Source organism: Paenibacillus nuruki, from assembly GCF_001721045.1.
Lineage (GTDB): Bacteria > Bacillota > Bacilli > Paenibacillales > Paenibacillaceae > Saccharibacillus > Saccharibacillus nuruki.
In genome coordinates this window covers 224,539-238,377 of record NZ_MDER01000032.1, presented here as the reverse complement: position 1 = coordinate 238,377, position 13,839 = coordinate 224,539, and the positions used below count along the sequence as shown (strand labels likewise).

The 13,839-nt window shown below is 38.5% G+C and carries 13 protein-coding genes; 6 read left to right on the top strand and 7 right to left on the bottom strand.

Features of this window, described 5'->3' with window-relative positions; genetic code table 11:
• Positions 1 to 31 precede the first annotated feature (31 nt).
• Positions 32 to 898, bottom strand: coding sequence for a YesL family protein (locus PTI45_RS08215; protein WP_083243412.1), 867 nt, complete (start codon positions 896 to 898; stop codon positions 32 to 34).
• A 209-nt stretch (positions 899 to 1,107) separates the two neighbouring features.
• Positions 1,108 to 2,694: a degradosome RNA helicase CshA gene (gene cshA / locus PTI45_RS08210; protein WP_069327074.1), complete on the bottom strand. Its 1,587-nt coding sequence runs from the start codon at positions 2,692 to 2,694 to the stop codon at positions 1,108 to 1,110.
• Positions 2,695 to 3,086: 392 nt separating this feature from the next.
• On the opposite strand from cshA, the gene PTI45_RS08205 reads away from it, so the two are divergent.
• The 4 genes from PTI45_RS08205 to PTI45_RS08190 all read left to right on the top strand — a co-directional run bounded on the left by PTI45_RS08205 (position 3,087) and on the right by PTI45_RS08190 (position 7,362).
• The gene (locus tag PTI45_RS08205) at positions 3,087 to 3,908 is read left to right on the top strand and encodes a YitT family protein (protein ID WP_069327073.1); all 822 of its coding nucleotides are present in this window, start codon (positions 3,087 to 3,089) and stop codon (positions 3,906 to 3,908) included.
• 258 nt (positions 3,909 to 4,166) lie between these two features.
• Positions 4,167 to 4,355, top strand: a complete 189-nt coding sequence (locus tag PTI45_RS08200; protein WP_175425148.1) for a hypothetical protein — start codon at positions 4,167 to 4,169, stop codon at positions 4,353 to 4,355.
• Between the two features lie 255 nt (positions 4,356 to 4,610).
• On the top strand, positions 4,611 to 5,783 hold the full coding sequence (locus PTI45_RS08195) for a putative glycoside hydrolase (RefSeq protein WP_069327071.1): 1,173 nt from the start codon (positions 4,611 to 4,613) through the stop codon (positions 5,781 to 5,783).
• A gap of 211 nt (positions 5,784 to 5,994) precedes the next feature.
• Positions 5,995 to 7,362 carry an MATE family efflux transporter gene (locus PTI45_RS08190; RefSeq protein WP_069327070.1) on the top strand — a complete coding sequence of 456 codons (1,368 nt, stop codon included), beginning with the start codon at positions 5,995 to 5,997 and terminating at the stop codon, positions 7,360 to 7,362.
• 56 nt (positions 7,363 to 7,418) lie between these two features.
• Here PTI45_RS08190 and PTI45_RS08185 read toward each other — a convergent pair whose 3' ends face one another.
• The 4 genes from PTI45_RS08185 to PTI45_RS08170 all read right to left on the bottom strand — a co-directional run bounded on the left by PTI45_RS08185 (position 7,419) and on the right by PTI45_RS08170 (position 11,274).
• The gene (locus PTI45_RS08185) at positions 7,419 to 8,300 is read right to left on the bottom strand and encodes a DUF72 domain-containing protein (RefSeq protein WP_069327069.1); all 882 of its coding nucleotides are present in this window, start codon (positions 8,298 to 8,300) and stop codon (positions 7,419 to 7,421) included.
• Between the two features lie 28 nt (positions 8,301 to 8,328).
• A complete protein-coding gene (locus tag PTI45_RS08180; RefSeq protein WP_069327068.1) occupies positions 8,329 to 8,925 on the bottom strand; it encodes a TetR/AcrR family transcriptional regulator in 597 nt (198 codons plus the stop codon).
• 279 nt (positions 8,926 to 9,204) lie between these two features.
• Positions 9,205 to 10,176, bottom strand: coding sequence for a 6-phosphofructokinase (pfkA, locus tag PTI45_RS08175; protein ID WP_069327067.1), 972 nt, complete (start codon positions 10,174 to 10,176; stop codon positions 9,205 to 9,207).
• Between the two features lie 27 nt (positions 10,177 to 10,203).
• Positions 10,204 to 11,274 (bottom strand): tetraprenyl-beta-curcumene synthase family protein, encoded by a 1,071-nt coding sequence (locus PTI45_RS08170; protein ID WP_425415572.1) that lies wholly within the window; start codon positions 11,272 to 11,274, stop codon positions 10,204 to 10,206.
• A gap of 405 nt (positions 11,275 to 11,679) precedes the next feature.
• Between PTI45_RS08170 and PTI45_RS08165 the strand changes: the two genes are divergently transcribed.
• Complete coding sequence (locus tag PTI45_RS08165; protein WP_069327065.1) at positions 11,680 to 12,993, top strand: multi antimicrobial extrusion protein MatE; 1,314 nt, start codon at positions 11,680 to 11,682, stop codon at positions 12,991 to 12,993.
• 256 nt (positions 12,994 to 13,249) lie between these two features.
• Here the strand turns inward: PTI45_RS08165 and PTI45_RS08160 are convergent, their stop codons facing one another.
• Positions 13,250 to 13,447, bottom strand: coding sequence for a cold shock domain-containing protein (locus PTI45_RS08160; protein ID WP_069327064.1), 198 nt, complete (start codon positions 13,445 to 13,447; stop codon positions 13,250 to 13,252).
• Between the two features lie 153 nt (positions 13,448 to 13,600).
• On the opposite strand from PTI45_RS08160, the gene PTI45_RS08155 reads away from it, so the two are divergent.
• Positions 13,601 to 13,831 carry a hypothetical protein gene (locus PTI45_RS08155; RefSeq protein ID WP_069327063.1) on the top strand — a complete coding sequence of 77 codons (231 nt, stop codon included), beginning with the start codon at positions 13,601 to 13,603 and terminating at the stop codon, positions 13,829 to 13,831.
• Positions 13,832 to 13,839 lie beyond the last annotated feature (8 nt).

The following is a 13,839-nucleotide window of genomic DNA, read 5'->3' as shown; positions in this document are numbered from 1 at the left end:
TGAGTTTTAACGACTATTTGTTCGGGCTATGTTAACGTTCTTTATTTTTAGTCAAGCTTTTTTTAACATTATCGTTCATTGAAGTCGGTTGCTTTTCAACATTAATTTGTTTGGCTTGCTCAACAGGAGACTGATCCCCAATCACTAATTGTTCATCTGCTTTTAATTCTTTTTCTTCATCTGCTAGTGCTTGTTTCTCAGACTGTTCTTGCATTTTGAGGAACATGCCATAGAAGTTAAAGAATGCAAACCACGCAATACCTGAAGCTAAAAAGAAAACAAATAGCACAGGATATTTGGTACCGATAAACAATAAAGCTACTGTACCGAGCAATGTCGAGAACAGACGAAATGGTCTAACGATTGATAAAAGGATCGCATTTTTAACAATATCTTTTAATTTCATATGATAGTGAGCAATCATAGCGAAGAAATTAAACAAAGATACGAATAATACCAGTAAGAAAATCAACATCACGATTCCAAGTAATTGTAGATTCGGGAATTGAGTCATATAAACGGTATAGTCTACATACATAATAACAAATAATAATGTATAGAAGAATCCACCTAACATACTCTGTTTATAATTTTCTTTGTATCCTCTAAAATAGGTTTTGAATACCGATACATCGCCTTCGCCCATCACCCATTTACGAACCACTGTAAAAAGAGCAGCTGTCGCCGGAAACAATGTGAACGGTGCCATAATTCCCATTCCCCAATTGGCTTGAAGAATATCATTCGCTGTAAACCCGGATTGACCAAAAATAAATCGCATTACTAGGAAAAATAAAAATGGTGAAGAACAAATGACCCATAATAGGTTACTACCTGCTAAGCGCATAATCCACTCGGATAGCCTGTATATTCCACCCATTACCCCTCTAAATTCCAAATCAACTTCCCCCTCACGTCTGCATCAGCATTTCATCATATCGCTGTTTTCTCTGAAACCTACACATATTAAATATACCTAACTCTTCATTATAATACCAGTGTCGATTGATTATGTATGGTATTTCGCTAATTCGCCTTGGTTAAAAATAAAAAAAGAGAGCCAGGTTTTATACCTGACTCTCCTATTTATACAAAGATGTTATTTACTTATGCGTTGAAAGAATCGTCGCGTTTTGGTGCTGGACGACGGTTTTCGCTGCTAGTTGTACGTGGTTTGTTACGATCACGTCCAGCATCTTTGTTACCTTTATATCCGCCACCGCTAGAGCTTCCGCCGCTGCTGTATCCACCGCGTCCACCACTGCTGCTACTGTTACCTTTGTATCCACCAGTGCTACTTCCACCACGGTTGTAGCTACCACTTGGCTTACGTCCACCTGAACGAACATCTGGTTTACGACGTTTTGCACGAATTGGATCTTCTGGAGTCAAATCAACCTGTGCATCTTTTTTCTCGCCAGTTAACAATTTGATTGCTGCTGAAAGCAAGTTCACAGAATCATATTGTTCTAACAATTGAATAGCAATACCTTTATATTCGTTCAAAGGTGTTGTATCGTCTTGTACTAGCTCAAGCAAGCGCTCAGCTGTAATGCGTTGTTTACCTTCAATCGCTTCTGCCAAAGATGGAAGAGGTTTACGTGCGATTTTTTGGTTTGTTACACGCTCGATAAAGTGTAAATGATCCATTTCACGTGGCGTTACGAAAGAGTAAGCTGCGCCTTCTTTACCAGCACGTCCTGTACGACCGATACGGTGAACATAACTTTCTGGATCTTGCGGCAAGTCAAAGTTTACAACATGAGTTACGCCAGATACATCAAGTCCACGTGCTGCTACGTCTGTAGCTACTAGAACGTCGATACTACCGTCACGGAATTTACGCATTACACTATCACGTTGATTCTGAGACAAGTCACCATGCAAACCGTCAGCTGTATAGCCACGTTTTTGCAAAGCTTCTGCCAATTCATCAACACGACGTTTAGTACGTCCGAATACGATTGCTAGTTCAGGAGATTCCATATCTAATAGACGAGACAATGCATCAAATTTTTGACGCTCGTTTACTTCGATATAAGATTGGTCAATCAAAGGTGCGCTAACATGTTTTGGAATTACAGAAACATGTTCAGGGTTTTTCAAGAATTGTTGCGCTAAACGTTTGATGTTAGCAGGCATAGTTGCTGAGAACAACATGGTTTGACGCTCTTCTGGAACTTGTTTCAAAATAGATTGGATATCTTCCATGAAACCCATATCAAGCATTTCATCTGCTTCATCCAATACTACAGTTTGTACATCATCAAGTTTGATTGTTTTACGGTTGATATGGTCAAGCAAGCGACCAGGTGTACCGATGATAATTTGAGGTTTCTTTTTCAAAGCGCGAATTTGGCGAACGATATCTTGTCCACCATAAATTGGCAATGAACGGATACCTTTAAAGCGAGCTAGTTTCTCAATTTCTTCTGCTACTTGGATCGCCAACTCACGTGTTGGTGCCATGATCAAAGCTACAATTTTATCTTCCGAACGTTCGATCTTGTTAATAAGGGGTATGCCGAATGCTGCTGTTTTACCTGTACCTGTTTGAGCTTGTCCGATCATGTCACTGCCGCTCATAGCAATTGGAATAGCTTGTGCTTGGATAGGTGTTGATTCTTCAAAACCTAGCTCCATTACCGCTTGTAGTACTTTTTCATCTAATCCGAAATCTGCAAATTTAGTCAAAATATTCGTGCTCCTTCTATATTGTGGACAATCCACCAACTTGTTTGTATTCTTAAGTAGCAAATGAGTAGTATATACCTGCATCGCAGGAGGCCTTGTGGACCGCCACTTATTCTTTTTTTGTTATGAACTATTGAATAATTCAGTAGTTAGTATAAACTATACCTTTGTTCAATAGTTTCTATGATGAAATAAATCAGTCTTGCGTTTATAGAATAGTCAACATAATTCAGCAAAACATCCCTACTCAAGAATATCTAAATCATTATATCACAAAATACACAATGATTACTAGCTGAATCATAATATAATTACTTTTGTGAAAGATACTTCTTATAAATTAACAGGTATACTTTCCATAACTTACTAACTTACAACCCGAGGTGATTTTTGTGTCAAAAAAAATCGGTGCCCTATTTGTTGTTTTTCTGGGCTCCTTATTCACAGCTGCTGCATTTAACCTGTTCCTGATTCCCCATCAATTATTAAGTGGTGGTGTATCAGGACTTGCTATGTTAACCGGTTATTTTACACCGCTTAATATTAGCCTGCTTTACTTTGTATACAATATACCTCTGTTGATTGCAGGTTGGTTTTTGCTTGGTAAACGATACATTTTGCTCAGTATTGTCTCTGTCGCAGCAACCACATGGATGATGACTATTATTCCCGTTGAAGCAGCAGCACCTGATTTACTCCTTTCTGCTGTATTTGGTGGTGTACTTATAGGAATAGGTGTAGGTATTTCTTTCCGTGTCGGCGGTTCTTCGGGTGGATTCGATATTCTTGGTTCCATTATTACGCGCTATCGTGATTTCCCGGTCGGTAATGTGATTGTTGGATTAAATGGATTGGTTGTACTCGCTATGGGTTACTGGTCGAATAATTGGAATATCGCACTTGCTTCTATGGTCTCTATTTATATTGCAGGTAAGGTACTAGATCTTATTCATGTTAGTCATGTCAAAGTAACTTTATTTATCGTATCTAATCATACTGATCTATTGTTAGAAAAGTTAATGCCTCTTCAGCGTGGGGTAACGATGATCAAAGCAGAAGGTGCATTCTCACATACGCCTAAAGATATGTTAATGACGGTAACTACACGTTATGAACTCGCAGAATTACGTAGAATTATTAAAGAAACCGATCCTGCTGCTTTTGTAAATATGGTCGAAACGGTCGGAGTTATGGGTTCTTTCCGTAAAGGTTAATAGACGACAAAAAATATTGTTTTGATGTTTTATTAAAAAAATGTAAACTATTTTGGTTTTGCTATACACTGAAAGTCGCTTTTTGTCGTAATATATAGTAGACTAAAAACACGCCACCTCTACCTTTTTATTAGTTGCAGTTTGTGTTCAGTCCCTAACATTTGATACACAGCCATGCTTTTCCTAAAGTTCTCATTAGAATGATTTCGTTCATTAAGCGTAATGATTCCAGAATAGGAAAGGGTGATTATTGTGGAAATGGAAACGGTCAAATTGTCACAAATCGTCATGAAATGGTTTCCTGATATGATGCCTTCCCTAAAACAGCAAGAATTGAACGCTGTTATTGTTTTACGTGATGGGTTGCGTATCTTGGAGCCAGAGGATGCTATGGAAATTATTCAACACAGTATTTGCGAAAATCAAAGCCAGCAATTCATGCAATAAGATTAACTTATAACGATATTAGAAATGTCGCTTCTACCTTCTTCTATAGAGGGTTGGAAGTGGCATTTTTATGTTTTATACTAAAAAAGATTAATACTTGTTTAGCTATGCTTTGACATGGTTAAATATGTAAGATGGATATTTTTAGATACTAACGGTAACAATTATGTTCTTTACAGTTTATTGACATCCGTTATACTTAAAAAGTAAATCCACATGACGTCACGATTATACATACAGAGAAGGAGCTAACACATGGAAATCTTATGGGCAATTATGCTGCTCGCATCTACAACGCTTAGTGGTGGTCAAAGTGATCAAGGTACAACAAAGACAACTACTCTTCAATCCGCTTTGAATCAAGCGGCTATTCACAGTCAAATGAGTAAAACAGAGGTGGATGCTGATAATCCTCCTGCCAAAATTGATCCGCAAGTCAATGCACCTAAAGTAAAAGGCGTATACGTTACAGCTTACAGTGCTGGTGGTTCACGTATGACTACCCTGCTTGATCTTTTGGACAAAACAGCATTAAATGCTATGGTTATTGATCTTAAAGACGATGCTGGATACATAACGTATAAGACGAAAAATGCAAAGTTGAAAGAAATGGGTAGCCCGCAAAAATTTATTGCTGATCCAGAAGCGATGATGAAACGTTTGAAAAAGCATGATGTTTATCCGATTGCACGTATCGTTGTGTTCAAAGACTCTATCCTTGCTAAAAAGCATCCTGAACTTTCTTTTGTAAAAAGCAATGGACAAGTATGGAGCAATGCTAAAGGCGATAACTTTGTAAATCCATATAATAAAGACGTATGGGATTACAATATTGAATTGGCTAAAGAAGCAGCAGCGATGGGATTCAAAGAAATCCAGTTTGATTATGTTCGTTTCCCTGAAGGCTTCGAAAATCATGAAGCTGAATTGAAATTTACCAAAACTAAACAATCTCGTGTTGATGTGATTGCTGAATTTGTACAATATGCTCGTAAAGAGCTTGCTCCACTAGGTGTACGCGTTTCTGTTGATATTTTCGGTTATGCAGCTTCTGTTCCTGCGGCTGAAGGTATCGGACAAGATTTCACGAAAATTTCAGAAAATGTAGATGTTATCAGTCCAATGGTCTATCCAAGTCATTACTCTACAGGTTGGTTCGGTGTTAAAGATCCCGATAAAAACCCATATGCAACCATTAAAGGTTCGATGGAAGATACATTGAAAAAGTTAAAACCACTTGGTGATCAAACGCCGATTATTCGTCCGTGGATTCAAGACTTTACAGCAAGCTGGTTAGGTAGCGGCCACTATACATCGTATGGTGCTAAAGAAGTTAACGACCAGATTCGTGCGATGCATGAAAAAGGTATCGATGAATACTTGCTATGGAATGCAGGTAACCGTTATACAGCCAACGCTGATTATTAATCATCATTTTATGTTGGGAATGCTATACCATTTAAAGTGCAGAACCCGGATCATTTTCCGGGTTCTTTTTTTGACTATTCAAAATAATCGTTATCCTGTACAATCAACTTTTGATACTTATAATTTCGATGCCTATGATGCCTATATAGTAACTATTTGATTGTATTGATGAATACATATATTACTTTATTCTATTAAATGAGGTTAGACTATGATCCCTACAGTTACACTTTTGCAAAAGTTCAGTCAGTTTCTAAAAATATTGTTTCCAATTCTGGTCACACAGATTGCTTTATCATTGATGACTTTTTTTGATACTAATATGTCGGGACATGCCAGTGCCGAAGATCTAGCTGGTGTAGCTATTGGTTCTAGCTTATGGGTTCCAATTCAAGCAGGTCTTAGTGGTATTCTAGTGGCTGTTACACCTATTGTGTCTCAGCTGATCGGTTCCAATCAACGCAAGCAGATTAGCTTTAATGTCGTTCAAGCCTTGTTATTATCTGTAGTCGTCTCGATCGTGATTCTCATTGTAGGCGGTCTATTATTGAACCCCATTTTGGATCTAATGAGTCTAGAACCTTATGTACGTGAAGTCGCTCATGGATTTATTGTATGTTTATCTACAGGCATCGTGCCGTTGTTCGCTTATACCGTGTTGCGTAGTTATATTGATGCACTAGGACAGACACGATTTTCGATGATGATTACATTATGTGCGCTACCGATCAATGTAGTGATTAACTATTTACTTATTTTCGGTAAATTCGGATTTCCTAAATTGGGCGGAATTGGTGCAGGTGTAGCCTCTGCGATCACCTACTGGTGTGTGTTTTTAATAGCCGTATTGGTTATTCATCTCGCTGAACCTTTCCGTCAAGATCAGATGTTTAAAAAATGGCACTCCCCTTCTTTGCAAAAATGGGGCGAAATCTTGAAATTAGGTATTCCGATGGGATTTGCTATCTTTTTTGAAGTTGCTATTTTCGCAGGTGTAACATTATTTATGAGCAACTACGATACAATGACGATTGCAGCTCATCAGGCGGCTCAGAACTTTGCAGCAACCCTGTATATGATTCCGCTAAGTATTTGTACAGCTTTGACGATTCTGGTCGGTTATGAAGTCGGTGCAAAGCGCCTCAAGGATGCAAGGCAATATACTAAGCTTGGTCTGGGATTAGCTCTTGCATTATCATTATGTACGGCTGTGATTTTACTTGCTTTTCGCCAATCGGTTTCTGCACTGTACTCGTCTGATCCGGTATTGATCGACCTGATTGCTCACTTTATGATCTATGCTGCTTTTTACCAAATATCAGATGCGATTGCTACTCCTGTACAAGGAGCTTTACGAGGATATAAAGATGTTAACCCGGCTTTCTTTTTAACCTTTATCTCATATTGGATTATTGGATTACCTGTAGGGTATATTGTTGCGAACTATACCGATTTTGGTGCTTTCGGGTATTGGATAGGATTGAGTATCGGGCTTGCAGTAGGGGCAATTACGTTGCTTTCTCGTTTATTGTGGGTACAACGACAAGCGATCCGTGATACGAACTTTGCTTCTAAATAAAATGGTTTATCAACAAAAGCGGCATTCTCCTATCTTAGGAAAATGCCGCTTTTTATTTATTCTTGTCCACTCCAGTCGAAAAGATCAATCTGTTCCATATCGACTTTCTTTTCTTCTGGAATCGTCGGTACCTCTTGTCCTAACATCGCCATCAATTGCCGAGCATTATCTGCTGCATCTCCGCCTGAATTATTATTGAAAATCACACAGACTTCTTCGGATTGCTGTTCCAATCGCTGTAGACGTTGTGCCCATTCTTGTAATTCTGCTTCATTGTAGCGGTACAGATAACGTACTTCTCGCCAGTTCGGTTGTCCTGATGAATTCCAGCCTGATTCATTACGGCCATGCATACGAACCACTGTTAACTGACGATCGGTCACTTCTTCAACAATTGGAACAGAGCCGATTCCAGCTTGCGGTTCATCGCAAATACTATGAATCCAGTTCTCTTTACGCATAAATTGGATCGTTTTATCTCGCATTTCAGGCGTGTACCAACTTTGATGGCGAAATTCGAGTGCACACGGGTAATCTCCCATAAGTTCACGAATATGCCGAAGAGTCTTTACATTTTCTCGATTACAATCGAACCAGGGTGGAAATTGAAATAGAGCAGCCATCAATTTACCTGCTTGATCCATTGTACTGATCGATAAGCGAAAAGCTTCAAACATCTCTGCTTCACTATCAAAAGGAATTTTACCCCGTGAATGCCCTGTCATACCTTGAAAAGCTTTGACAAGAAAACGAAAAGAACCAGGTGTCTCTTCAGTCCACTTTTCCATATTCCGCCGGGATTGGATCGCATAAAAGGAACTATCTACCTCTACGGTGCGGAATAATGAGCTATAAGTGGGTAATTTGTTCTTATTTGCTTCTTTGGTAAGATAGAGAGAATCATGATCTCCCCAACCCGTCAAACCGACAGTAATCATATGAAAATGAACCTCCTAGCGCTATCATCTACACTTTGCTTTGTTTCATACCAATTCCGGATACATATAAATTTACAATATCAAGCGCTAATTGTTCTGGTGCAACTTTGCCAGGAAGAAGTTGTGTAAATACAATCCGTTCGATTGTACCTACCAAACATTCTGAGACCATATTCATCCGAAATTCAGACTTAAATTGTCCAGAACGTTGTTCACCCGATAACATCTGCTCAACCCATTGAACCAATTCTTGCTTCATATTTTGCGATTGTGGTGCCAAATGAAATCCAATTCGTGTCAAATACGGGTTCGCATAAAAATAGTCAAACATTGAGGTCAACGTATGACATAATTGGTGCAGTACCCCATCAGTTGAATGTATTTCAGGAAGACGACTTTCATTGATGACTGTAGTGAGTCTAGCATGGAAAAGCTTAACTAGCTCTTCAAACACAGCATCTTTACTTTCAAAGTACAAATAAAATGCGGGTTGTGAAAGCTTGGCTTCTGCAACAATAGCACTGACTTTCGTTTCATGAAAACCATGTACAGCAAATTGTTTAGCAGCAGCGTGTAGCAAACGTAAACGGCTCTCCTTTCCTTTTGCTCCTTTTTCTCTCGTCAATGTATGGTAGCCCCCTTCTAGTTGGTCTCTCCAGTTCCTACGGAGTTAAGATATAAATGACTTACTCCCTTATAGTACAATAATTTACCCGTTACTTCTAATCTTTAATTCAAAAATTTTACCATTTCTTCTCATATTTTTTACAAAAGTGATATCTAAAAGTAATTTTTGGTAAAATAAAAAGCGTGCAAATATTAGCAATCCGAAGATTACGTAAGATTTAGCCCGCTTTTTAAAGTTGATGATTAAAACATTTATCCGTTTTAGGACTGGCTTAAATTATTGAGATAAGCGAAGTGCTAACTCGTATGTTTCATGGTCAAACTCTTTTTTGCTATTTACAACTTTATCAATATCCGTCAATACGATTTCGCCTTTGATCACGCCACAAGCTTTGTCGGATTCACCTTCAATTAACTTACGTACTGCAAAATCACCCAAACGACTTGCTAGATTACGGTCACGAGGCGTTGGTGTTCCACCGCGCTGAATATGTCCAAGTACAGTTACACGAGGTTCCAAGTTAGGATAGTGGATATGCAGTTGTTCTGCGATATCTTCGCCACGACCTGCACCTTCAGCTACGATAACAATACTATGACGTTTACCACAAGCAAAGTTGTGATGCATACGATCTGCAACTTCTTTAAGATCATACGATACTTCAGGAACAAGAATAGTCTCTGCACCAGAAGCTAGACCAGAATGAAGAGCAATATCGCCGCAATGACGACCCATAACTTCTACAATAGATACACGTTCATGAGAAGACATGGTATCACGCAATTTGTTAACCGCATCTACAACAATACCTACTGCTGTATCAAAACCAATCGTTGTATCTGTATACGAAATATCGTTATCGATTGTACCTGGCAATGCCATCGTTTTAATACCTAATTTACTTAATTTGTTCGCACCTTGGTAAGATCCATCTCCACCGATAACGACTAATCCATCAATACCGTGTTTGCGAAGAATATCAGCACCTTTTTGTTGACCTTCAAGTGTCATGAATTCTTTACAACGTGCTGATTGAAGAACCGTTCCCCCACGTTGGATAATATCGCCTACACTACGTAGATCCATCGGGAAAATATCTTCGTTTAACAAACCTTGATATCCACGTTGAACTCCACATACTTCAAGACCAAAATAAAGAGCACTACGCACAACGGCACGAACCGCTGCGTTCATTCCTTGGGAGTCTCCTCCACTGGTTAGTACTGCAATTTTTTTTACTGCTGACATTTCAAATTGCCCCCTTGTTCATTATGTTTACAGATACTTGCGAATCACTTGACTATTAATGATAAAAAAGGCTCGCATAGGAGGACCTTTTCGCAATAGCCGTTTAGAGATAGCACGCACTTCTCGTTGTGTCTTGACCTTGGGGTCTGTTAAGTATAGTGCGACTAGACCTTCAACAATCATAAGATGGAATGAAGCACCCGGAAGTTGTTGTACATCTGCGCGCGCCCAATCAACGATCTTCTCAATACGATCAATGACCTTAATAGACGGATCATAATAATCGCAAAAATTAAGATCGCCTGAATGCTGATCTTCTTCCTGATCAATCACATAGTCCAGCATAATATGAAGACAACATACATTTGGAAAATAAGCAGCATGCGCTTGCTTAGCTGCCGCATCATTCATACCCGGTAGACCACTTGCTGCCAAAAACATCATAAATATGCCCAAAGTAGAGCCTGTTGCTGCAGCAAATTCATGCCAGTATAACTGAGGTGTACGATGCTTATGCTCAGACCACCATTCCATCAATGTGGGTTGTCGTAGTTCAGGAGCGATATGTTTGTATGTCTGTAAACCGCAATATAATTCAACCAGATCACGCAAATAAGGATATACAATATCATAATCTGGAAGTTCACTAATATATCCCTGGCAAGCTTTTACCAGTGTAGACATATAACCAACTTCACTTTCACTATTAAATTCATAATAGTTTTTGGGTTCTACGCCTGGAACAATCGCATCAAGCAAAGCCTGATGGAGTAAACGGAAATCTTCAACATTTGTACATTGAGGACGATCAGATAGATTATCTGCATAATCACAAATCGTCTGAAACGCTACAATTAAAGGTAGCAAGTTATGAAATTGAGCCATATTCGCTACGGCATATACTGATCCACCATCACAGTGAAATTGCTTGTTACCTAGACTATCAAGTGCTTGATATCGTAGTTCAGCATCAGGTATCAAATTCGCCTGTTCACGCCAGCGAGCAAACTCTTTACGGACTTCCGGTATTCCGTGTTTGTATACGCGTCTCATCAAAGAAACAGCATTACGCGGAAACGGATAACGGACTTTCATCATATCATTCAATGGGCTTCCTCCACATAGTTGTCTGTTGAACCTATCAGTATTATCATACATTATATTCAGAGTGCTCACAACGTACAATTGAATTTATCACACCGCGCCACATATGGGTTTTCTTTCTTTTTTTCTTCATTTTAAGGGCATATATTTCTTATTTTCTCTGTGGTCTTTGAATAGAATACAAAAAGGATATTCAATGTTGGAAATCGGATTAAAAACACCACTTTTTGTTTTGACTTTCCACACCCTGCTCTATACCTATAATCATCAGTAATAAACTTGTACAAATAAATACAATTTTTAAAAAATGTAACTTTTTGTTGGTTAGATCACGCTCTCTTATAGATCATTATGATATACTAACGATAATTTTTATAGAACAAAGGGAGACGATTACATATGTCCACACCAGAACCGCTCTCATGGAGGCGGTTGTTTTCATTTTTTATCCCTCTTGGGATTTCAGCCTCGTTAGTCACTATTTCACATGTCATTATTAATCGTACGCTGGCATTTGCTGTTGATGCTGAAGTGGTGATTGCTAGCTATGCGTTAGCGATGAGTCTAGTGACGATTACAGAAAGACCGTCTACCTTATTGCGGCAGACCTGTTCTGCGCTTGTGCGAGATCGACTTTCGTTCAAAGCTTTGCTCAAAGTAACATGGATTTTTCTAGCCTTTGTACTAGCCATTGGCATACTGATTGTCTATACGCCTATAGGAAAATGGATACTCAGTACTTTATTCGGAATCAAAGATTCGATGGTTCCATTAGTGATTAATGTGTATGCAATCTTAATGTTTGTGAGTATCTTTTCAGTGATTCGCAATATTTATCAAGGCATTATTATTACCAATAATCGTACCAAATGGTTAACGATTGGCATGGTATTCCGTTTAGCAGGTATGTACTCGTTATCTCTTTACTTTATTTATTATCATCAGATTACAAGTGGTATGATCGGAGCCATCTTATTTCTGACAGGTATGATTATCGAAGCAGCTGTCAGCTATAGCGAAGGACGAAATATCGCTAAAAAGATGCCTGAAAAACTTGCCGATCATCCGGTAGAAACACGTGCAGATGTATTCAAATTTTACAAACCACTCCTTTTTTCATCTTTTGTTGCGATGTTGATTGGCCCTGCTATCAATGTTGTTCTTGGTAAAACAGAAGGTATTGCTTTAGCGATTTCTTCCTTTGCAATTGCCAGCAGTCTGTTACAATTAATGCTTAGCTTTTTTACGTATATTCATCAGATTGTATTGAATTTCTATCATATCGATCCCAAAAAAGTACGCCGCTTTGGATTGTTAACTGGATTTATTCCTGTCACTTTGCTAGCTATTATTGCTTATACGCCTATGAGTTATTGGGTGCTAGGACATATTATGAACGTGAACGGTGAATTATTAACACAAAGTCTGTATACTTTACGAGCTTTTGTGTTGTACGCGTTAGTTATGCCATGGTTAGATTATTCGAATGGACTGATTCTTTTGCGTGGACAAACCAAAGCTATGTTTCGTTCACAGATGGCCAATGCTATATGTACATTTATCGTGCTGATAATCCTACTTTTTATCTTCCCTGCATGGAATGGTGTAATCGGGGCACTTGCTCAGTCGATCGGACTTGCTGCTGAGTTAGCTATCATTACACTGGTTATTCGTCGTACAGGACGACGTTCTGGACTTCAAGTGAATAATTAAGATTGCCAGATATTCGTAAATAATAATCAGATATCCTTATTAACATAATTGATGTGTTGTACAAAACCCTGTACTGCTCTAGGAATGCCTAGAATAGGTACAGGGTTTTTATTTAGAGTATAGATTACATATAGACATATAAAAAAAGCGCAAGTCTCTTGAAATGAATCAAGAGAACTTACGCTTTTACTAACATATGGATGAACATTCAAACGAATATTCAATATATAAGTGATCTGCTAAGCAGATATCGGTCTTATAATTTAATTACGTTAGCTGCTTGAGGACCACGGTTACCTTCAGTAATGTCGAATTCTACCGCTTGACCTTCATCTAACGATTTGAAACCATCACTTTGAATAGCTGAGAAATGTACGAATACGTCTTCTCCACCTTCAACCTCAATAAATCCGAAACCTTTTTCTGCATTAAACCATTTAACTGTACCTTTCATTCAAAAAACCTCCTAGAATATCGCCATATATGACGCATAACCATAGTATAACGCACCTGTTCTTAAATAGCAAATAAAACAACGGATATGATTTGCAATTAATGAAGGCAAAGGGTATGATTTTAGCAAACGGACAGGGAGTAGAATACTAAAATGATAAAAAAACACACAATTTATAAAAAAGACAATTGGAATATGATGACTATTGAAGTTCAAGGACGCAAAATTGTTTTGAGAGAGATCTCTGACGAATGGGGCGAAGAAACGCATGATTTCTTGAGCCGTCCTGCTTTGATGCAATGGGCAAGCGATCGTTTTCCTAAAGAACGCTTTGAAACAGAAGCGGAATGGGAAGAAATTATGAATGCTTTTCGGGAGGTATAACCCTTTCC

Excerpts from the sequence above, each read along its gene's own strand:
- PTI45_RS08170 (WP_425415572.1), bottom strand. The coding sequence starts at position 11,274 with ATGATGAAAGTCCGTTATCCGTTTCCGCGTAATGCTGTTTCTTTGATG.
- pfkA (WP_069327067.1), bottom strand. The coding sequence starts at position 10,176 with ATGTCAGCAGTAAAAAAAATTGCAGTACTAACCAGTGGAGGAGACTCC.
- PTI45_RS08190 (WP_069327070.1), top strand. The coding sequence starts at position 5,995 with ATGATCCCTACAGTTACACTTTTGCAAAAGTTCAGTCAGTTTCTAAAA.
- PTI45_RS08165 (WP_069327065.1), top strand. The coding sequence starts at position 11,680 with ATGTCCACACCAGAACCGCTCTCATGGAGGCGGTTGTTTTCATTTTTT.
- PTI45_RS08160 (WP_069327064.1), bottom strand. The coding sequence starts at position 13,447 with ATGAAAGGTACAGTTAAATGGTTTAATGCAGAAAAAGGTTTCGGATTT.
- PTI45_RS08185 (WP_069327069.1), bottom strand. The coding sequence starts at position 8,300 with ATGATTACTGTCGGTTTGACGGGTTGGGGAGATCATGATTCTCTCTAT.
- PTI45_RS08195 (WP_069327071.1), top strand. The coding sequence starts at position 4,611 with ATGGAAATCTTATGGGCAATTATGCTGCTCGCATCTACAACGCTTAGT.
- PTI45_RS08200 (WP_175425148.1), top strand. The coding sequence starts at position 4,167 with ATGGAAACGGTCAAATTGTCACAAATCGTCATGAAATGGTTTCCTGAT.
- PTI45_RS08155 (WP_069327063.1), top strand. The coding sequence starts at position 13,601 with ATGATAAAAAAACACACAATTTATAAAAAAGACAATTGGAATATGATG.